This is a genomic window from Pedobacter nototheniae, assembly GCF_004335085.1.
Classification (GTDB): Bacteria; Bacteroidota; Bacteroidia; order Sphingobacteriales; family Sphingobacteriaceae; genus Pedobacter; species Pedobacter nototheniae.
The window spans coordinates 1-19,078 of sequence record NZ_RQRS01000009.1 but is presented as its reverse complement, the minus strand read 5'-3'; the positions used below and the strand labels follow the sequence as shown (position 1 = coordinate 19,078).

Sequence of the window (19,078 nt, the reverse complement as noted above, 5' to 3'; positions counted from 1 at the left end):
AAAATCATGAAAAAAATATATATCGTAGCACTTTTTCTTCTTATAGGAAGTGCGTTCATGAGCTCTTGTAAGAAAGAGCTTAATCAACAACCAGATGGTTCATTACTTGATGAAACTGCCATTACTGATTTCCAAACTTTGCAGGCGGCTACCATGGGTTGTTATAATTCATTAACTGATTTAAACTGGTACGGAAGAAACTATCCTACTATGCTTGAGTTAAGAGGTTCAAATATGTTTATTGCTGCTTCTAACTCAAACCGTTTAAGACCTGCTTATCAATATAATTTCACTGTTGCTGATGCAGATGTATCAGAAACTTGGAATACTTTATACAAAGCTATTGTAAGAGCAAATAATGTAATTATAAGATCAAGTGTTGTAAAAGATGGTGATGCAACTGAAGTTGCTCGTTTAATTGCTGAAGCAAAATTTGTTAGAGCAATGGCTTATTTTGATTTGACGCGTGTTTTTGGTCAGCCATATTACGTTGGTAACGGAAGTTCTTTAAGCGTACCTATCGTTTTAACTTCTAGTATTACTCAACCTAAGAGAAATACTGTTGCCGAAGTTTATGCTCAAATTATTAAGGATCTTACTGAAGCTAAACCAGCTCTACCAACAGACTTAACGGATAAATTTAGAGCTTCCAGATTTGCTGCTTCTGCTTTATTGGCTCGTGTATACTTGTATAAAGGTGATGCTGCTAGCAATGCTTTAGCAATTACTGAGGCAACCAATGTAATTGGGGCAGGGTATACAATGACTACTGCATCTAGTTATGCTGGTACTATTTTTTGGGCTAACCCAGGTCAGGGTGAAGAAATTTTCACTGCGAAAATATCTCAGTTTCAAGATTTAGGTTCAGATAACTATGGTCAATTGTACGTTAAAGAATTAGGTGGTTATGGTGATATCCGTGTTAACCCAGCTTTCAGAAATAGCTATGATGATGCTGATGTTCGTAAAACACAAGTAATTAAAGTTGATGCAACCGCTGGAAACTATATTACAACTAAGTTTTATAAACAAGATAACATACCAGGCTTATACAGCCCTAAGCTTTTACGTTTATCTGAAATGTATTTTATTCGTGCAGAAGCGAATGTTAAATTAGGAACGTCAACAGGTGCTACACCTGCAAGTGATTTATCTGCAGTACGTACTATGAGAGGTTTAGCTGCATACACTGGAACTCCAACTTTAGCAAATGTATTGGCAGAGAAAAATCTTGAGTTTGCATTTGAAGGTTTTCAATGGCCAGATAATTTCAGAAATGGCTTGCCTATAGCACGTCCACAAATTAGCGGCGCATTGAGCAATAACGCAAGTACAAATATTGCCGTAACAGATAATAAACAACTTTATCCAATTCCTCAAAGAGAGGTGGATGCTAATCCAAATATTAAACCAAATAACCCTGGTTATTAATATTTAGCTTTCAATAACAAAAAAGGTTCTGTAAATTTTACAGAACCTTTTTTGTTGATATGAATTATTAGGTTCATACATCATAAAAAAAAATCCTGATTTGTTTTTAGCAAATCAGGATTTTAATTATATCAAAAAGATAACCAGCTATAAATCTGTTTTAATTTTAAGCTCTTTTAACTGTTTATCATCAATTGTGCTCGGACTATCAATCATAACATCACGACCTGAATTGTTTTTAGGGAACGCAATAACATCGCGGATTGAATCTAAACCGGCAAAAATTGATGTTAAACGATCGAAACCAAAGGCAATACCACCATGGGGAGGTGCACCAAATTCGAAAGCATCCATTAAGAAACCAAATTGTTTTTGAGCTTCTTCTGTGCTAAAACCTAAATGCTTAAACATTAAAGCCTGTAATTCTCTATCGTGAATACGAATAGAACCACCACCAATTTCAGTTCCATTTATTACCATATCATAGGCATTTGCACGCACTTCACCAGGATTAGTGTCGAGCATAGCAATATCCTCAGGTTTTGGCGAGGTAAATGGGTGGTGCATGGCATGATAACGTTCAGTTTCTTCATCCCATTCTAAAAGTGGAAAATCTAAAACCCAAAGAGCAGAAAATGTATTTTTATCACGCAAGCCTAAGCGGTTACCCATTTCTAAACGAAGCTCATTTAACTGTTTACGTACTTTATCAGTTGTGCCTGCTAAAATTAAAAGTAAATCCCCTTTTTCAGTCTCGAATGCCTCGCTCCATTGCTTTAAATCTTCTTCGTTGAAGAATTTATCTACAGAAGATTTAATGGTTCCGTCTTCATTGTGGCGAGCATAGATTAATCCTGTTGCACCAATTTGTGGGCGTTTAATAAAATCTGTTAACTCATCTAATTGCTTACGTGTGTAGCTTGCTGCACCTTTTGCGTTAATACCAACAACCAATTCGGCATTATCAAATACAGGGAATCCTTTTCCTTTTACCAAATCATTAAGCTCAACAAATTGCATGGCAAAACGAGTATCTGGCTTATCAGAACCATATAAACGCATCGCATCTGCATATTGCATGCGAGGTACTTCCGGTAAGTCGTAATTGCGAACTTCTTTAAATAGGGTACGAATTAAACCTTCGAAAGTATTTAAAATGTCTTCTTGCTCAATGAACGACATTTCACAGTCAATTTGCGTAAATTCTGGCTGACGATCTGCCCGTAAATCTTCATCTCTGAAACATTTAACAATTTGGAAATATCTATCAAAACCCGAAACCATTAACAACTGTTTGAAAGTTTGCGGCGACTGTGGTAAGGCATAAAACTCACCTGCATTCATACGGCTAGGTACCACAAAATCTCTTGCACCTTCTGGTGTGGATTTAATTAAAACTGGTGTTTCTACCTCAATAAAATCTAAGGCATCTAAATAACGACGAACCGATTGAGCCATTTTATGACGTAAAACCAAGTTATTACGAACCGGATTACGACGTAAATCCAGGTAACGATATTTCATGCGCAATTCATCACCACCATCCGTTTCATCATCAATAAGGAATGGGGGTAATTTTGCCGGATTTAAAATTTCTAAAGCGGTAATTTTGATCTCTACATCACCTGTGGACATTTTTGGGTTTTTGTTGCTTCTTTCTACAACGGTACCAACGGCTTTAATTACAAACTCACGACCTAAAGTACGGGCCTGTTCGCAAAGCTCACGGTTATCATCCATGTTAAAAACCAACTGAGTAATACCATAACGATCGCGGATGTCTATAAATGTCATGCCGCCTAAATCTCTTGATTTTTGTACCCAACCACATAGGGTTACACTTTCGCCTAAATTTTGAAGGCTTAATGCACCACAAGTTACTGTTCTTAACATAATTATAATTCTAATTTGAGCGGCAAAAATACCGATTTTGTTTTAAAGTTTAGGAATGAAGATTTAAGGAAATTTTAATAGGAAGCACCAATAAAGAATATAATATAATTTTAAGTTGAAGATTCCAGAATTAAGAGGTTTGGGTGTTGTGTTGATCATCTAAGCATAATTCTGCGTAGGCAATAACTTCCTGATCTTCCAATTCTGTTAATTTGGCTTTGATTGCTTTATAATTTACGCCATTTGGAACATTTATTACAAAATAACCAGCGCTAAACTTCTCGGTTTCGCAACTTAATTGATTAAAAATTTCTCTAATTTCATTTATATGAACATCTTTTTTCATCATAATAATCTGAATGGTCGAGTTACCTGAATATTTAATAGTTTTCTGATAAGTTAGCATTTCCTCATTTTCATCATATGCTGCGGATACGATGTCGCCGAAAGAAAAGGGTGCGTAAAAAGGAATGTTATTTATTATATAATATCCGTTTTGTTTGTCAAAAACTCGTGCCCACAAGCTCTCTACTGTCCAATCCTCCAGGGCGTCACTATAAAATTTAAAAAGTATTCTAACGTCTTCCATTAATACTTTTCTTCTAGTGGGATTTCGACACTGATAATTTTCCAATTACCATTAATATTTTTCCAGTGATAAATTTCTTCTGTTTGGATAGTTTGTTTTTTAGAAAAGAACAAAAGCTTTTTCACTTGAATAACCGATTTTCTAGCAATTTTTTCTGTAAAAGTACCTTCTTCAAATGAAAATTTAATGCGATAATGAGTGGTGTCGATTTTATTAGTTTTGTTGAAATATCGATCAATTTCTGCACCCAATTGCTTTTTATTTAGAATTTCGCCATTGGCCTCCACATATCTTAAATTCTCATCAAAATAACCCAAATACGCCGCTGCAGATTTATTTATCAACGCCTCGTTGATGTTTTTGTGCGCTTCGTCTATTACTTTTATGATTAAATCGGTTTCCATGGCATGAAGTTAATTGTTTGTTTCAGTGATTTCAAATTTACGATGATTAAGAAGATGATTTTCCACAAAACTATTGCCGATAAAGCTTAGCCTAAAGCAATTAATAAATTTTTTTATACCTTGATGCAACGTTTTAATTTTCCCTATGTCTTATAAACAGAATCAACAAAATTTTGGAAGCCGTATACTTCGATAAGAACCTTCAATTAGTGAAAGAGTGCATGCAGGGCAGTCGGGCAGCGCAGTTTGAATTGTATAAACTGTATGCCAAGGCGATGTATAATGTGGCGCTGCGCATTTTAAATTATGAAGAAGAGGCTGAAGATGTTTTACAGGAGGCTTTTTTAGATGCATTTACCAGAATTGTTGATTTTAGGCAAGAAACTACTTTTGGATTGTGGCTGAAGCAAATTGTAATTAATAAATCCATCAATTACCTACGCAAACGCAAATTTGAATTTGTAGGTACAGATGAAATTGCTGAGGTGCCAGATGAATTAAGTGCCGATGATTACGATATTAAATTGCAGGCAGATGAAATTAGAAAAGCCATTACCGAACTGCCAGATGGATATAGAGTGGTATTAAGTTTGTATTTGCTGGAAGGTTACGACCATGAAGAAATATCGCATATTTTAAAAATAAGTGAAAACACAAGTCGTACCCAATACATGCGAGCCAAGAAAAAGTTAAAAAGTATTTTAGAATCGAAAGGGATGAGAGATGAATAATAGATTAGAAACCTTTGTTAAAGAGAACCGTAGATCATTTGATGTGCTTGAGCCATCAGCAGGTCTTTGGGCAAAGATAGAACAGGAGCTGGATAGCAAAAAGAAAAAAAAGCCAATAAACCTGTATCTGTGGATCAGTGCGGCGGCATCTATAGTAATCGTTTTAAGTTTAACCTGGCTATACGTAGGAAGAACAACAAATCGCGATATAGAAATTGCTGATGTTAATGCTGCCATTGCAAAAAAAGAGATTCATTTTGCAGGTTTAATTACCGAAAAACGCGATAGTTTGGCAATTTTCGCCTCAGCAAACCCTGATTTATATAAAAAATTTACCAGCGATTTAAAAAAGCTTGATGAAGATTACGAACGATTAAAAGCTGAATTACCAACCACGCCAAACCAACTTTTTGTTGTTAAGGCAATGGTAAAAAACCGCGAGCTTCAGCTGCAATTATTAAAACAACAGTTGATGATTATTAATCAGGTTGATGATTACAAAAAAGTAAATCAAATTTAATTTTTATAGTAGATGCAAAAGATAGTGATGGTAAAATCTTGATACCTGAATACATTATCTGCTAATAAATACGCTCACTAATTTATAAACTTAAGCCAGCCGGCAGGTTTGAGTTTTTAAATGTTTAACAATTAGAAACATGAAAACAATTAAAATATTTTTAGCCATTATGGCTTTCATCGCCGTAAAAACGAATGCACAACAGGTAAGTGTTTCAAGCATTGTACCAGAAAGTTATGCCGTAAATACGGTTACTTCAGCATCTGTAAACACATCTACAGTAGTGGATCAGGATACACAGGCTGGCGGCGATGCCGAAAAAACGAAAGCATTTAGTAAAAGCTTCAATGTTGATGGTGGCGATAAAATTAGTTTGAATAATCAGTACGGTTCTATCGTTATTAAAACCTGGGATAAAAAAGAATTTCGCGTAGATGTAGACATTAAAGCGTATAGCAATTCGAGTAGCGATGTGCAGAAATTGTTGGATGAAGTTAGCATTGATGCCGTTAAAAGTGGCGATTTAATTTCCGTTAAAACAATAATGGGCGATAGAAACGGGCGTTATGGTAGAGGCGTTAGAAATGGCGTTACCACATGGCGCAGAGAAATTAAAGTAAACTATGTTGTTTATATGCCTGCAAACAATGCCCTAACTGTTCAGCAACAATATGGGAATGTAGATTTAGGTAACTTCTCAGGTCCAACCTCTTTAAAAGTGCAATATGGTAACCTTACTGCCGGAAATTTAAGCAACAGCAACAACTATATAAACGTACAATACGGCAAGGCTAATATTCAGGATTTAAATGCTGCTGTTGTAAAACACGAATATGGTGGCGGTGTAACCATTGGTGCTGTTGGCACTTTGGATTTAGATGCACAATATGTTGCCGTAACGGTAAATACAATCAGAAAATCTGCCGATCTTAAAGTAGAATATGGTGGTGGCTTAACCGTAGGCAATATTGGTGGTAACTTATTATTGAATACTGAATATGCAAAAGTAAATATCAGTGGTGTTAAAGGTAATACGGTTGTTAAGCAAGGTTATGGTAGCCTTTCTATTGGTAGTGTAGGTAAACTTACCTTAAAAACAGAATATACAAACGTTACGCTCGGCACCTTAAATGGAGATGCCAACCTAGATATGGATTATAACCACTTAAGTGTGACTGAAATTACCCCAGCCTGTAAAACATTTACCTTTAATGGTGAATATGTGAGTGTTGGTTTAGGATTTAGCAATAATTATAATGCTAACTTTAATATTACTACCTCTTATGCAGGATTTAAGTATGGATCAAATGTTACTGCAAGATCAGCAGGCGATGATGATGAAGTGAAAAGATATGCAGGTAAAATCGGTTCTGGTGGCTCATCAACCGTTACCATAAAATCTGAATACGGTTCTATCGTCTTTAAATAAAAAATTAAAACCAAACAAGTTAAGTCTTGACTTTATAGTCAGGACTTTTTTATGATTAAAATTTATCTTCAATAGATCATAATTACCTCAACTAAACCTAAACATAATTATGCGACGACTCTTCACTTTACTAATTTTTAGTTTACTAATGATTTCGATTACCTATGCGCAAAAATCGAAACAAACCATTATTACAACCGATATTGATAACTTTTGGTTGGCTTTTGATCAACTAAAAACCACTAATGATAGTTTAAAACAACTCGATATTTTACAACGCCAATATGTAGATAAAGGAACGCCGGGGTTAAAGGCTTTTATGGAAGCAAAAGGTTACACTACAGCTGCGTGGTTAAAATGTATTCGTAGTTATCCCAAATATTGGGCATCCATAAGGCAAAAAACGTATCAGGTTAAGAGCTTAAGTAAACAATTTGATCCATACATTAAAAAGTTTAAACAGCTTTATCCTGAACTAAAACCTGCTAATATTTACTTTTGTATTGGCGCTATGCGTTCTGGAGGTACCACCCAAGGGGATAAAGTATTAATTGGAGCAGAATTAGCAACAGGCGATCCTGATGTTGACATTTCTGAATTGCCAAAGAATATCAAAACCTGGCTCACCACCTATTTTGGCACTAACCCTTTTAAGGATATTGTATTGTTGAATATGCATGAATATGTGCACACGCAAGAAAAAAGATCTGGAAATAATTTATTAGGACAAACTATTTTTGAAGGTACAGCAGATTTTGTTGCCGAATTAATTACAGGAAAAGTACCCGGAATGCCTTATATGGCTTATGGTAAAAAGAACGAAACTGAACTGAAACAAAAATTTAAAGCCCAAATGTTTTTAAGTAATTATGGCGATTGGCTTTACAATGGCTCCTCAAATAATTTTGGTATTGCCGATTTAGGTTATTATATGGGTTATTCTATATGTAAAACGTATTATAATCAAACTAAAGATAAAAAAGCCGCAATTAAAGAATTAATTGAGTTGGATTATGGCGATGATGTTGCGGTTGAAAATTTTCTGAAAAAGACAAATTACTTTGAAGAAGGATTTAATAAGGAAGAAATAATAAAAGCTTACGAAAGTAAAAGACCCGTTGTTACCAAAATTAGTCCATTTGCTAGCGGAGACACAACGGTTGATCCTGATTTGAAAGAAATGCAGTTTCATTTTTCAAAACCAATGAAAAAATTGTATTCCATAAATTATGGGCCAGGTGGCAAAGAGACTTTTCCGTTGAGTAAGGTTGTTGGTTTCTCTGAAGACAGAATGACATTTACCATCAAAATTGACCTGAAACCAGGAAAATCTTATGATTTTATAATTACCGATCGAAGCTTTCAGTCGGAAGAAGGTTTTCCACTTGTGGAGTATCCAGTTAACTTCAAAACCAAGTAAAAAGATAAAAACTACAAATATTAAGCCTCGCCAATTTTTGACGAGGCTTTTTTTATCTTTATAGTCCGTTATGAAAACTTATTTACTTTTATTGCTCCTCGCAGGTTTATCATTTTATGTGCAGGCACAGGATGAACCTGTAAAGTGGGCAACGCAGGAAACTTTTTTTGAAGAACTCCAAGGAAAAACCTTGCCAGATTTTAAAGGTTTAACTGTTAATAAAAAGTCTTTTAACAGTTCTGCATTAAAAAATCAGATTGTACTAATTAACTTTTGGTTTGAAAAGTGCCCACCTTGTATTGAAGAAATGCCCGAATTGAATAAATTAGTTGAGCGCTACGCTGCAAAAGGGATTCGTTTTATAGGCATTACCTACGATTTACCAAACACAGCCAGGAAATTTCAAAATAAAAGTGGTTATAAATATGAAATTGTTTCTTTAAGCATGGATGAAATAAGAAAACTGAATATTAATCATGGTTTTCCTTCCAATATCTTAATCGGTAAGGATGGGAAAATTATTTATGCAACGGCAAATATTTCCTTCTCTGATGATATGCCAGCATTTAAAGTCAAATCAGTTTTGCTAGAAGAAAAACTACAAGCTGAACTTGCCAAAACAGCTAAATAGCAATTATAATTTAATCACAAGCAAACTAAATCCTTGAAAATCTGTTCATAAATCAATCTGCTTTTTTATATCTTCGCCTTATCAGATAAATAAATTTATGGAACTATTAACAAGCCCTGAGGCCTGGATATCACTCTTTACACTAACACTTTTAGAAATTGTGCTCGGTATTGATAATGTGATTTTTGTGAGCATTATTTTAAACCGAGTTCAAGAGAAATCGCAAAAAACGGCCCGTATCGTTTGGATGGTTACAGGTATTATTTCTCGCTGCTTAATGCTTTTTGGATTAAGTTGGTTACTATCTCAAAAAGGAAAATATATTATCCCTGAATCGTGGTTTGGTAAAGGATTTGATTTAGCCAGTATCGTAATGTTATTGGGTGGTTTATTTCTGATCTATAAATCGGTAATGGAAATTCACCACAAACTAGAAGGCGAAGATCCAGCGTTAAATGCAGAAAATAAAAAACCATTAAGTTTCGGTCAGGCTATTTTTCAAATCATGTTAATTGATGCCGTTTTCTCTTTTGATAGCATCATTACGGCAGGTGGTACAGCAAAACATGTAGAAGTTATGATTATTGCAGTAGTGATTGCGATGATTATTATGTTTACGTTTAGCCCTAAAATTGCAGGCTTTATTCACAAACACCCAACGTTAAAAATGTTGGCTCTATCATTTTTAGTTATGATTGGTTTAAGCCTTGTTATCGAAGGTTGGGATGCCAAAGCAGCACACGAAATGCACCTTAAAAACTACATATATTTCGGTATGGCTTTCTCAGTTGGTGTAGAAGTTTTAAATATGATCTTTAGAAAGCGCCAGCAAAAAGGACGCATTGTAGAATTAAATGACCCTAAAATAGAAGATAAAAAATAGGCTTTGTAAAAAGTCGAAAGTAAAAATGTGCTTGTCTGTAATGGATAAGCACATTTTTTTATCAATTAATTTTTATAAGTAATTACTGATTTCGATTAAATTCAAATCAGGATCCCGTAAGTAAACAGAAATAATTTTGCCATTGGCACCCGTCCGCTCCATCGGGCCTTCCTCTATTTCTACACACTTAGCTTTCAACTCTTCCATTACTGTCGCAATTGGTAAATCTGTAATAAAACATAAATCGGCACTGCCAGGTGTGGGTTTAAAAGCCTTGGGTTCAAATTCATTCCCAAACTGGTGTAAATTGATTTTCTGGTTGCCAAATTTTAAAGCCCTTCTGGCATCACCAAATTCAATGATTTCCATGCCTAAAGCATTATTGTAAAATCTACAGGTACTTTCTACGTTCGCAACGGTAAGTACAAGATGATCTAAATTTTTAACTTCCATAATAAAATAGAACTAATATGGTGTAAACTTTGTTTTTGGTAGTACGTTAAAGTTAACGTAATTGTCTTGTTTCAAGGCCTTAATCCCCGTAACAAATTAACTGAATTTTATATCTTTACCATTATGCAAAATTTACCGCCGTTAGCCGAAAGAATGCGCCCTCAAAACCTCGATCAATATGTAGGTCAGCAACATTTGGTGGGTGTGGGTGCAGTTTTGCGTAAGGCAATAGAAAGCGGTCAACTTCCATCAATGATTTTTTGGGGCCCTCCAGGTGTAGGTAAAACCACACTGGCATATATTATTTCTCAAGCCTTGGATCGCCCTTTTTTCAATTTAAGTGCCATTAATAGCGGCGTGAAAGATATTAGGGAGGTTATTGATAGAGCTGCACAACTTAAAGATAGCTTTTTGGGCCTGCCGATTTTGTTTATCGATGAGATTCATCGCTTCAGTAAATCACAGCAAGATAGTTTACTTGGCGCTGTAGAGCGAGGTTTAGTAACGCTTATTGGTGCTACAACAGAAAATCCTTCCTTCGAAGTTATCTCCGCTTTACTTTCCAGGTGTCAGGTTTATATTTTAAAATCCCTAACGGAAGAAGAACTTGCGGGTTTATTGCAAACTGCGATTAAGAAAGACCAAATTTTAGCGGAAAAGAAAATTACCATAAAAGAGCATGAAGCATTAATTCGCCTTTCAGGAGGTGATGCACGGAAATTGCTTAATGTTTTGGAAATTGCAATTAATGGTATCGGTGGGAATAAAATCACACTTACTAACGACAATGTTTTAGCACACGCACAGCAAAACCTGGCGCTGTATGATAAAGCTGGCGAGCAACATTATGATATTATTTCTGCTTTTATAAAATCTATTCGTGGTAGCGATCCCAATGCCGCGGTTTATTGGCTTGCCAGAATGATTGAAGGTGGTGAAGACCCTTTATTTATTGCCCGCAGATTATTGATTTTATCTTCTGAAGATATTGGAAATGCGAATCCTAATGCATTATTGCTCGCCAATAACTGTTTTACAGCTGTTAATGTAATCGGGTACCCTGAAGCAAGAATTATTTTATCGCAATGCGTAACTTATTTAGCAAGTTCAGCAAAAAGTAATGCATCTTACGAAGCCATTAATAAGGCTCAGGCTTTAGTAAAACAAACAGGAAATTTACCTGTGCCTCTTCACATTAGAAATGCCCCAACTAAACTGATGAAAAATATTGGTTACGGTAAAGATTATCAGTATTCTCATGGGTATGAAGGTAATTTTTCGCCACAAGAATATTTCCCTGAAGAGTTAAGTGGAACGAAACTTTATGATCCTGGAAAAAATGCTGCCGAAGAAAAATTGAGAGAAAAGCTTAAACAAAACTGGAAGGATAAATACAATTATTAAAGATTAACTTGAAAAAATAAAAATAGTTTTTCAATTGATGTAACATATTGCCCATTACCCATACTAATCAATCGAATATTAAATAATTGCTTTTAATATTTTACCAAACAAACCAATAACTAATATGCTCAGTACCTTTTTAGATCATCAATGGAAATCATTTTGGCGCTCCCGAAGCAAAGGTGGCAATATTGCCGGCCAAATTGTTTTGGGCTTTTTTATGCTTTATTTTCTGGCTATCGCCGCTGGCGTTGGTTTTGGAATGGCACCTTTGCTCCCAAAAATATTCCCCAATCAGGATGCGATAACCAGTTTTAATGGAATTATCCTTTATTACTTTGCTCTTGATTTTGTTATGAGGTTACAGCTTCAGGAATTGCCCACTCTAAGCATAATTCCTTACCTGCACCTTAAAATTGGCAGAAACCAAATTATTAAGTTTCTAAATGTTAAAGCACTATTTTCAGCCTTTAATCTTTGGCCATTCTTTATATTTCTACCTTTCTGCTTTGTTAAAATTGGACCAACTTATGGCGCTTTAACAACCTTAATGTACATTGTTTCTATATTCTCCATCATGGTTTTTAATAACTATCTGGTATTGTATATTAAGCGCAAATCTATCACCAACGTAATGTATACGTTTGTAGGTTTAGTAATTATTGCTGCCTTCGCCGGATTAGAATATTATAAGGTAATTTCCATTATGAAAGGTTCTGATTATGTTTTCAGGATCATTGCAACACACCCATACCTGGGCTTTGCTTTTACATTACTCGCCTTTGGTATCTTTACCTTTAATTCTAATTTTTTACGCCGCAACCTTTATATAGAAGAGTTAAGTGGTAAGCAAGAGAAAAAAGTAAGTACAGATTATGCTTTTCTAAATCGCTTTGGTAAAGTTGGAGAACTTGCCGCACTTGAATTAAAATTAATTCTTCGCCATAAACGCCCACGTTCTGCTGTCATTTTAGGTTTTTTCTTCCTCTTTTACGGATTCATTTTCTATAAAGAAAAAGCAATTAATAGCGATGCTTTTGGACAAATGATGTTTGGAGCAATTTTTATGACGGGTATTTCAGTTATCATTTACGGCCAATTTATGTTTGCTTGGCAAAGTGCTCACTTTGATGGCCTATTAAGTAGCAAAATAAACTTTAAAGATTTTATTAAAGCTAAATTCCTGCTCTTTACAATTTCCTGTACGTTTATTACCGTGTTGGCAAGCTTTTACGGCTTTTTAAGTCCTAAGTTGTTGTTGCTCCATGTAGCTGCATATTTATACAACATTGGTTTCGGTACAGTTGTGGTACTTTATTTGGCCACCCTTAATTATAAAAGACTTGATATTAAAAAAGCGGCAAGCTTTAATTACCAAGGAACTGGCGCTACACAATGGCTTTTAATGTTTCCATATGCCCTTACACCAATTTTAATTTATGTGCCATTTGGGATGCTTAATAAGCCATATTGGGGCTTAATTGCAGTTTCTATTTTTGGTTTGGCGATGCTTTTAATGCGTGGCTTCTGGGTAAATTTCATTACAAAACAATTCGAATTAAAAAGATATAAAATAGCCGAAGGCTTTAGAGAATAATATTATGATTTTAGAAGTAAAAAATTTACAGAAAGTTTATGGCGATAAAACCGTTGTAAACATACAAGATCTACAAATTGCTGCTGGAGAAACGGTTGGCTTGGTTGGAAATAACGGAGCGGGTAAAACTACATTTTTCCGAATGCTGCTTGATTTAATCCGTCCAACGCAAGGCGAAGTTTTATCAAAAGGGAAAAATGTAATGCAAAATGATGAATGGAAAAACTATACCGCATCATTTTTGGATGAAGGTTTTTTGATAGATTACCTTACACCCGAAGAATATTTTACCTTTATTGGTAGCTTACATAACTTAAGTGTTGCTGATGTTAGCGATTATTTAACACAATATGTTGAGTTTTTTAATGGAGAGATTATAAATAGCGGCAAATATATTCGTGATTTTAGTAAAGGAAACCAAAACAAAGTAGGTATAGCTGCTGCTTTAATGCAAAATCCTGAAATATTAATTCTGGATGAGCCCTTTGCTAATTTAGATCCAACTACTCAAATCCGTTTAAAGAAATTACTGAAAGAACATACAGGCAATATGACTACTTTTATTTCCAGCCATGATTTAAATCATGTTACAGATGTGTGTAGCCGAATTATCCTGGTAGAAAAAGGACAGGTTATTAAAGATTTTAAAACAGATGAGAATACACTTAAAGAATTAGAAAGTTATTTCTCAGCATAAAATTGTACTAAGAATGATACATTTAAACAGGGCATATGCAGCAGCAAGTGCCCTGTTTTTGTTTTTAGGGATTATTTTTCACTCTAAAACCAATAAATACAGCTAGAAATTATTTTTGGCATCGTGTTTGAATAAGGAACGAATAGAATTATTAATCTAGATTATTATGAGTATTTCAAAAATAAGAGTAGCAACACTAAGTATAGGATTAGCAATTGGTGCAATGGCACTTCAAAGTTGCGATAGTTTAACTAAAACACAAAAAGGTGCAGGTATTGGTGCCGCAGCTGGTGGTGTACTTGGTGCTTTAATTGGTAAAAAAGCAGGTAACACAGCCGTTGGTGCTTTAATTGGTGGTGCTATTGGTGGTACAGCTGGTGCTTTTATTGGTCGTAGAATGGATAGACAAGCAGCGGAAATTCAAAAAGCAATTCCTAATGCAGAAGTAATTCGTGAAGGAGAAGGTATCATTGTAAAGTTTGATAGTGGTATTTTATTCGACTTCGATAAAACAGCTTTAAAAGATGCAGCAAAAACAAACGTACAAAGTTTAGCCGCTTCATTAAACCAATATCCTGATACTGATATTAAAATTATTGGACATACTGATAATAAAGGAACTGAAGTTTATAACATGGGTTTATCAGAAAGAAGAGCAGCGGCAGTTAAAGCTTATGCAGTTTCTCAAGGTGTGCCAGCTTCAAGGTTAGTAACCATTGGTAAAGGTTTTGCTGAACCAATTGCTGATAACGATACAGATGCTGGCCGTGCTGCCAACCGTCGTGTTGAGATTGTAATCGTAGCAAACGATGCATTAAAAGCAACAGCAGAAAAACAAGGATAATTTCAAGGATCTATACTTCTACCTAGGAAGATCAACATACCTTCAGCCCTAATGCTTTTGCATTAGGGCTTTTTTATTACGAATAAATATCTGCGAAATAACCAATTACTAATGATTTCATTAGCATTTCTTGCTCCAACATAGTGTAAGGTGGTATAGCTTTAATTAATTTCCAGTGCGGCCAGCCATCCTGATCTACACCTTCCAGCTCATAAAAATCCATCTCACTCAATAGTCGGCACGTGGCAATGTGCATTAATTCCTCTTTTTGGCGCTTGCTGTATTTTTTCGGTCCCTTACCTAATTCTTGTACTCCAATTAAAAATAACATTACCTTTAAGTCAGGAAAATCTGAATCAAATTCTTGAGAAATTTTCTCCTGTAAAACTTTCCACTTTGCATTAATCTCCGACGGTTTCATGAAACAAAGATAGCGTTAAAAAGGAATAGACGTTAAGGTAAAAGGTTTATGGTTTGACATAAAAGATCAATCATAATTGTATTTTTGATCACATTTATTAGTTATGGATACAAATTCAAATAAAATAATTAACGCAGGTTTATTGGCATATGGCATGAGTGGCAAGGTTTTTCATGCCCCTTTTTTAAATGCACATACAGGTTTTAATTTAAAAGCTGTAGTAGAACGAAACCATAAAAAAGCGCAGCTTGATTACCCCAATATTACCAGTTACAACAATATTGATGAGTTGCTAAATGATGATGAAATTGAATTGGTTGTTATCAATACACCAAATAATTTACATTACCAACATTCAAAAGCAGCCCTGCAAAAAGGCAAAAATATTTTAGTTGAAAAGCCATTTACTGCAACAAGTGCTCAGGCAAAAGAACTTTTTGATCTGGCAGATAGCGTAGGCAAACAAATTATATTCTATCAAAATCGCCGTTGGGATAGTGATTTTACAGCCGTGAAAAAAGTAATTAATAGCGGTAAGCTTGGTAAGTTAATCGAAGCACATTTTCGCTACGATAGATATAGAAATGTAATTGGGCCCAAAGCATTTAAGGAAAATCCTGGTGAAGCCAGTGGTTTATTGTACGATCTTGGTCCTCATTTATTAGATCAGATAATTAGTTTATTTGGCAAGCCTTTAAGCTTCCATAAAGTACTAAGTAAAAATCGGGAAAATACATTGGTTGATGATTATTTTACAATTCAGCTTACCTATCCACAAAGTGTAAATGTATTTGTAACCTCAAGCATGCTGGTTGTTAATCCCCAGGCAGCATTTGTTTTACACGGTATAAATGGAAGTTTCATTAAGCAACGTGCTGATGTGCAGGAAGAACAGCTGTTAGCAGGAATAAAGATTACCGATGATGTTTATGGTAAGGAAGCCGAGGATAAAGCCGGTTTATTAACAACAATTGATGAAGGAGGCCATAAAAAGAATGAGCTTATTGTTTCAGAAACAGGCAGTTATTTACCTCTGTTTGAAGCCGCTTATCAGGCTTTAGTACATAACAAGCCTTATCCAGTTACAAGAGAAAATGTATTAACACAACTCGAGATTTTAGAAAGTTAAATTATATGAATTCATTACCATTTGCATACCTCATACCCATATTTATCCTTACATTATACTTTATTCTTCGCAAGAAAAAGCCAGCTATTGAGCCTTTAACCGAAACGGATAAAAAAATATTAGATGATTATGTTGATTATTACCACAAATTAGATGCAACAAAAAAGCTGCTGTTTGAACAAAAGGTAGCAGCATTTTTTAGCTCAGTTAAAATTGAAGGTGTTGGTGTTGAGATGACTACTTTAGATGAGCTTCTAATTGCTTCGAGCGCTGTAATTCCAATTTTTGGTTTCGAAGATTGGCAGTATAAAAACCTAAGTAGTGTTTTGCTTTACCCAGATACTTTTAATAAGGATTTTCAATTTGAAGGTGGTGGCGACAGAAATATAATGGGGATGGTTGGAACAGGGTATATGAATGGGCAAATGATTTTATCACAATCAGCTTTAAGACATGGTTTTTCTAAAAGTGCAGGAAAAGAAAATACCGCCATTCATGAGTTTGTGCACTTGCTTGATAAATCTGATGGGGCAACAGATGGCGTTCCGGAGAATTTAATGGGACACGAATATACCTTGCCCTGGATTAAAATGATACACGAAGAAATTGGTCGAATAGAAGATAATAAATCGGATATTAATCCTTACGCCATTACAAATGAAGCAGAATTTTTTGCGGTTGTGTCAGAATATTTTTTCGAAAAACCAGAATTATTAAAAGAAAAACATCCGGATTTATATGCGCAATTAAGTCGCATTTTTGCTCAAAACCCAGCTGCATAAATTATAAAATAAATATCAATAAAATCTATGAGACTCTTAACCGCTACTTTAATCTGCTCGCTAATTTCGATCTGCAGCTTTGCTCAAAAAACATATATAATTAAGCAAAACTACCCAGTGGGTAAAAAGTATGATTATAACATTACATCCGATCAAATTATAAAAGAAAAAATAAGCGGACAGGAAATAAATCTTACTCAAAACATTGGCACCGATTACACATTTGATATTACTGACGGTAAAAATGGCGACAAAAATGTTAAAGTAATCTATAATCGCATTACGATGAAATCTGTAGCGATGGGCAATTCTATGGTTATGGATTCTGAGCAAGATAATGCCGATAAGCAAAATCCATTTTCAGGCTTAAAGGGAGCTACTTTTAATATGATTTTTGGCGCTAACGGTGAAATCAAATCAGTTACTGGAATTAGTGAAATGTTAGATGGAATGGTTGTTAAAATGACGACGGATAGTAGTCAGCTGAAACAACTTAAAACTTCATTAAGTAAGCAGTTTAATGCCGAAGCCATGAAGCAAACCATGGAATCATCTTTTAAACTTTACCCAGATAAACCTGTGAAAATTGGCGATTCCTGGAATGTTGATACCAAAATGCAAATGAGCATGCCCATTGAAACCAATACAACTTATGTGCTTAAAGAAGTTAGTAATGGCATAGCAACATTAAATGTTAAAGGCACCTTGGTTTCTAAAGGTAATTTTGAAACTATGGGAAATAATATGGAAACTGATTTAAAAGGAACAAATTCTGGTGATGTTCAGCTTGATGTTAAAACCGGAATGATTTTAAACAGCCACCTGCGTATTGAAATGTTTGGTATTGTTAAAACTATGGGGCAGAATATTGACTTCGAAATTCAAGGAATTAATAAAATTATTGGTAAGGCTTTAAATTAAAAGTTTAAGCTTTAGAAGGTAGAAATACATCGTTGCTTGCGTTAGCAATTGTTTGCCACGGAAACACTGAAACCACGGAAAATATTTCGTGTTCATTTCGTGATTCCGTGGCTATTTTTTTGCTCTTTTTTAAAGCTACTTTTCGAAAAACCCTTGTGTTACGGTTGTAGATATATAATTATAGGTATCTAACAATTAATTTGAGGTTGTACACATATAATTTGGGTTATTAAACTAATCCGATGCTATTAAATGCATATCTCTTCTTTTAATTTACTACCTGGTTAGGTTAATTTAATACTCGGTTAAGGTTCTGGATATATAATTTGGGGTTACATAAGCATAACGCTAAGGTTCGGAACGTATAATTCGGGGTATATAACCCCAATTTTGGGGTTGTAAACGCATATTTTGGGGTTATACAACCCTATCGTTGGTATCCTGAACGTATAATTATCAGTTAGGAACCCCGCGACATATATCTGGAGCGTATAATTAAGGGTTATACAACGCCAATGTTGGGGTTATATAACCTTAATCTGCGTTTAACCTAAGTTTTTAAACCTGGGTGTAGCGGCATCCCCCGATTTTTTCTATTGGGGATACAGCGGAAAACAGGAACCCTGTTTCAAAAGAACCACAGGCTTAGCTTTACAGAAATTACTTATTGCTTAAAACTGAAGTAAATTGATTTGGAAAAGAACAGACAGTAATACTTAAGAAACATCAGCCCCCGCTCCCATTACTGCCACGATAAAAAATAGGTGGCATTCACTCACATCCCTTAGGTTTGAGAAAGATTATCAAAGATTTAAATTTGATAAAGAAAACCTTAAAAGCAGAGGTGAACTATGTTCATATCCAGATTTAAGATCTAAAACCTGTAACAGACCTCTGCT

19 protein-coding genes are annotated in these 19,078 nt (G+C 34.9%); 14 read left to right on the top strand and 5 right to left on the bottom strand.

Annotation, left to right across the window (positions count from 1 at the left end; all coding sequences use genetic code 11):
* Positions 1 to 6: 6 nt before the first annotated feature.
* Positions 7 to 1,431, top strand: a complete 1,425-nt coding sequence (locus EHC72_RS09500) for a RagB/SusD family nutrient uptake outer membrane protein (RefSeq protein ID WP_131537450.1) — start codon at positions 7 to 9, stop codon at positions 1,429 to 1,431.
* Positions 1,432 to 1,578: 147 nt separating this feature from the next.
* Here EHC72_RS09500 and aspS read toward each other — a convergent pair whose 3' ends face one another.
* From aspS to EHC72_RS09485, 3 genes are all read right to left on the bottom strand, one after another.
* On the bottom strand, positions 1,579 to 3,324 hold the full coding sequence (gene aspS, locus EHC72_RS09495) for an aspartate--tRNA ligase (RefSeq protein ID WP_131537449.1): 1,746 nt from the start codon (positions 3,322 to 3,324) through the stop codon (positions 1,579 to 1,581).
* A gap of 130 nt (positions 3,325 to 3,454) precedes the next feature.
* Positions 3,455 to 3,913 carry a DUF4265 domain-containing protein gene (locus tag EHC72_RS09490; protein WP_131537448.1) on the bottom strand — a complete coding sequence of 153 codons (459 nt, stop codon included), beginning with the start codon at positions 3,911 to 3,913 and terminating at the stop codon, positions 3,455 to 3,457.
* Complete coding sequence (locus EHC72_RS09485) at positions 3,913 to 4,317, bottom strand: nuclear transport factor 2 family protein (protein WP_131537447.1); 405 nt, start codon at positions 4,315 to 4,317, stop codon at positions 3,913 to 3,915. Before EHC72_RS09485 ends, EHC72_RS09490 begins: the two co-directional genes overlap by 1 nt.
* A 173-nt stretch (positions 4,318 to 4,490) precedes the next feature.
* Between EHC72_RS09485 and EHC72_RS09480 the strand changes: the two genes are divergently transcribed.
* The 6 genes from EHC72_RS09480 to EHC72_RS09455 all read left to right on the top strand — a co-directional run bounded on the left by EHC72_RS09480 (position 4,491) and on the right by EHC72_RS09455 (position 9,931).
* A complete protein-coding gene (locus tag EHC72_RS09480) occupies positions 4,491 to 5,048 on the top strand; it encodes an RNA polymerase sigma factor (RefSeq protein WP_211660302.1) in 558 nt (185 codons plus the stop codon).
* Positions 5,041 to 5,568, top strand: a complete 528-nt coding sequence (locus EHC72_RS09475) for a hypothetical protein (protein ID WP_233166897.1) — start codon at positions 5,041 to 5,043, stop codon at positions 5,566 to 5,568. Before EHC72_RS09480 ends, EHC72_RS09475 begins: the two co-directional genes overlap by 8 nt.
* Before the next feature lie 139 nt (positions 5,569 to 5,707).
* Positions 5,708 to 6,997, top strand: coding sequence for a hypothetical protein (locus EHC72_RS09470; protein ID WP_246029411.1), 1,290 nt, complete (start codon positions 5,708 to 5,710; stop codon positions 6,995 to 6,997).
* A 109-nt stretch (positions 6,998 to 7,106) separates the two neighbouring features.
* Positions 7,107 to 8,417, top strand: coding sequence for a gliding motility protein GldB-related protein (locus EHC72_RS09465; RefSeq protein WP_131537445.1), 1,311 nt, complete (start codon positions 7,107 to 7,109; stop codon positions 8,415 to 8,417).
* A 70-nt stretch (positions 8,418 to 8,487) separates the two neighbouring features.
* Positions 8,488 to 9,048, top strand: a complete 561-nt coding sequence (locus tag EHC72_RS09460) for a TlpA family protein disulfide reductase (protein WP_131537444.1) — start codon at positions 8,488 to 8,490, stop codon at positions 9,046 to 9,048.
* 97 nt (positions 9,049 to 9,145) lie between these two features.
* On the top strand, positions 9,146 to 9,931 hold the full coding sequence (locus tag EHC72_RS09455) for a TerC family protein (protein ID WP_131537443.1): 786 nt from the start codon (positions 9,146 to 9,148) through the stop codon (positions 9,929 to 9,931).
* A 72-nt stretch (positions 9,932 to 10,003) separates the two neighbouring features.
* Here EHC72_RS09455 and EHC72_RS09450 read toward each other — a convergent pair whose 3' ends face one another.
* The gene (locus EHC72_RS09450) at positions 10,004 to 10,384 is read right to left on the bottom strand and encodes a VOC family protein (RefSeq protein ID WP_131537442.1); all 381 of its coding nucleotides are present in this window, start codon (positions 10,382 to 10,384) and stop codon (positions 10,004 to 10,006) included.
* Between the two features lie 123 nt (positions 10,385 to 10,507).
* Between EHC72_RS09450 and EHC72_RS09445 the strand changes: the two genes are divergently transcribed.
* From EHC72_RS09445 to EHC72_RS09430, 4 genes are all read left to right on the top strand, one after another.
* Positions 10,508 to 11,788, top strand: a complete 1,281-nt coding sequence (locus tag EHC72_RS09445) for a replication-associated recombination protein A (protein ID WP_131537441.1) — start codon at positions 10,508 to 10,510, stop codon at positions 11,786 to 11,788.
* Positions 11,789 to 11,912: 124 nt separating this feature from the next.
* Positions 11,913 to 13,385, top strand: a complete 1,473-nt coding sequence (locus EHC72_RS09440) for a DUF5687 family protein (protein WP_131537440.1) — start codon at positions 11,913 to 11,915, stop codon at positions 13,383 to 13,385.
* Positions 13,386 to 13,389: 4 nt separating this feature from the next.
* The gene (locus EHC72_RS09435) at positions 13,390 to 14,082 is read left to right on the top strand and encodes an ABC transporter ATP-binding protein (RefSeq protein WP_131537439.1); all 693 of its coding nucleotides are present in this window, start codon (positions 13,390 to 13,392) and stop codon (positions 14,080 to 14,082) included.
* Positions 14,083 to 14,248: 166 nt separating this feature from the next.
* Complete coding sequence (locus EHC72_RS09430) at positions 14,249 to 14,926, top strand: OmpA family protein (protein ID WP_170311721.1); 678 nt, start codon at positions 14,249 to 14,251, stop codon at positions 14,924 to 14,926.
* A gap of 76 nt (positions 14,927 to 15,002) precedes the next feature.
* Here the strand turns inward: EHC72_RS09430 and EHC72_RS09425 are convergent, their stop codons facing one another.
* Positions 15,003 to 15,347: a hypothetical protein gene (locus tag EHC72_RS09425; RefSeq protein ID WP_131537437.1), complete on the bottom strand. Its 345-nt coding sequence runs from the start codon at positions 15,345 to 15,347 to the stop codon at positions 15,003 to 15,005.
* 103 nt (positions 15,348 to 15,450) lie between these two features.
* Between EHC72_RS09425 and EHC72_RS09420 the strand changes: the two genes are divergently transcribed.
* The 3 genes from EHC72_RS09420 to EHC72_RS09410 are packed head-to-tail and all read left to right on the top strand — an operon-like array spanning position 15,451 to position 18,179.
* On the top strand, positions 15,451 to 16,476 hold the full coding sequence (locus tag EHC72_RS09420) for a Gfo/Idh/MocA family oxidoreductase (RefSeq protein ID WP_131537436.1): 1,026 nt from the start codon (positions 15,451 to 15,453) through the stop codon (positions 16,474 to 16,476).
* 5 nt (positions 16,477 to 16,481) lie between these two features.
* Complete coding sequence (locus EHC72_RS09415; protein WP_131537435.1) at positions 16,482 to 17,258, top strand: M90 family metallopeptidase; 777 nt, start codon at positions 16,482 to 16,484, stop codon at positions 17,256 to 17,258.
* A 27-nt stretch (positions 17,259 to 17,285) separates the two neighbouring features.
* The gene (locus EHC72_RS09410; RefSeq protein ID WP_131537434.1) at positions 17,286 to 18,179 is read left to right on the top strand and encodes a DUF6263 family protein; all 894 of its coding nucleotides are present in this window, start codon (positions 17,286 to 17,288) and stop codon (positions 18,177 to 18,179) included.
* The last annotated feature ends 899 nt before the right edge of the window (positions 18,180 to 19,078 follow it).

Bases quoted from the DNA above. Each gene is read 5' to 3' on its own strand.
- EHC72_RS09500 (WP_131537450.1), top strand. From the start codon at position 7: ATGAAAAAAATATATATCGTAGCACTTTTTCTTCTTATAGGAAGTGCG.
- aspS (WP_131537449.1), bottom strand. From the start codon at position 3,324: ATGTTAAGAACAGTAACTTGTGGTGCATTAAGCCTTCAAAATTTAGGC.
- EHC72_RS09490 (WP_131537448.1), bottom strand. From the start codon at position 3,913: ATGGAAGACGTTAGAATACTTTTTAAATTTTATAGTGACGCCCTGGAG.
- EHC72_RS09485 (WP_131537447.1), bottom strand. From the start codon at position 4,317: ATGGAAACCGATTTAATCATAAAAGTAATAGACGAAGCGCACAAAAAC.
- EHC72_RS09475 (WP_233166897.1), top strand. From the start codon at position 5,041: ATGAATAATAGATTAGAAACCTTTGTTAAAGAGAACCGTAGATCATTT.
- EHC72_RS09470 (WP_246029411.1), top strand. From the start codon at position 5,708: ATGAAAACAATTAAAATATTTTTAGCCATTATGGCTTTCATCGCCGTA.
- EHC72_RS09465 (WP_131537445.1), top strand. From the start codon at position 7,107: ATGCGACGACTCTTCACTTTACTAATTTTTAGTTTACTAATGATTTCG.
- EHC72_RS09460 (WP_131537444.1), top strand. From the start codon at position 8,488: ATGAAAACTTATTTACTTTTATTGCTCCTCGCAGGTTTATCATTTTAT.
- EHC72_RS09455 (WP_131537443.1), top strand. From the start codon at position 9,146: ATGGAACTATTAACAAGCCCTGAGGCCTGGATATCACTCTTTACACTA.
- EHC72_RS09450 (WP_131537442.1), bottom strand. From the start codon at position 10,384: ATGGAAGTTAAAAATTTAGATCATCTTGTACTTACCGTTGCGAACGTA.
- EHC72_RS09445 (WP_131537441.1), top strand. From the start codon at position 10,508: ATGCAAAATTTACCGCCGTTAGCCGAAAGAATGCGCCCTCAAAACCTC.
- EHC72_RS09440 (WP_131537440.1), top strand. From the start codon at position 11,913: ATGCTCAGTACCTTTTTAGATCATCAATGGAAATCATTTTGGCGCTCC.
- EHC72_RS09435 (WP_131537439.1), top strand. From the start codon at position 13,390: ATGATTTTAGAAGTAAAAAATTTACAGAAAGTTTATGGCGATAAAACC.
- EHC72_RS09430 (WP_170311721.1), top strand. From the start codon at position 14,249: ATGAGTATTTCAAAAATAAGAGTAGCAACACTAAGTATAGGATTAGCA.
- EHC72_RS09425 (WP_131537437.1), bottom strand. From the start codon at position 15,347: ATGAAACCGTCGGAGATTAATGCAAAGTGGAAAGTTTTACAGGAGAAA.
- EHC72_RS09420 (WP_131537436.1), top strand. From the start codon at position 15,451: ATGGATACAAATTCAAATAAAATAATTAACGCAGGTTTATTGGCATAT.
- EHC72_RS09415 (WP_131537435.1), top strand. From the start codon at position 16,482: ATGAATTCATTACCATTTGCATACCTCATACCCATATTTATCCTTACA.
- EHC72_RS09410 (WP_131537434.1), top strand. From the start codon at position 17,286: ATGAGACTCTTAACCGCTACTTTAATCTGCTCGCTAATTTCGATCTGC.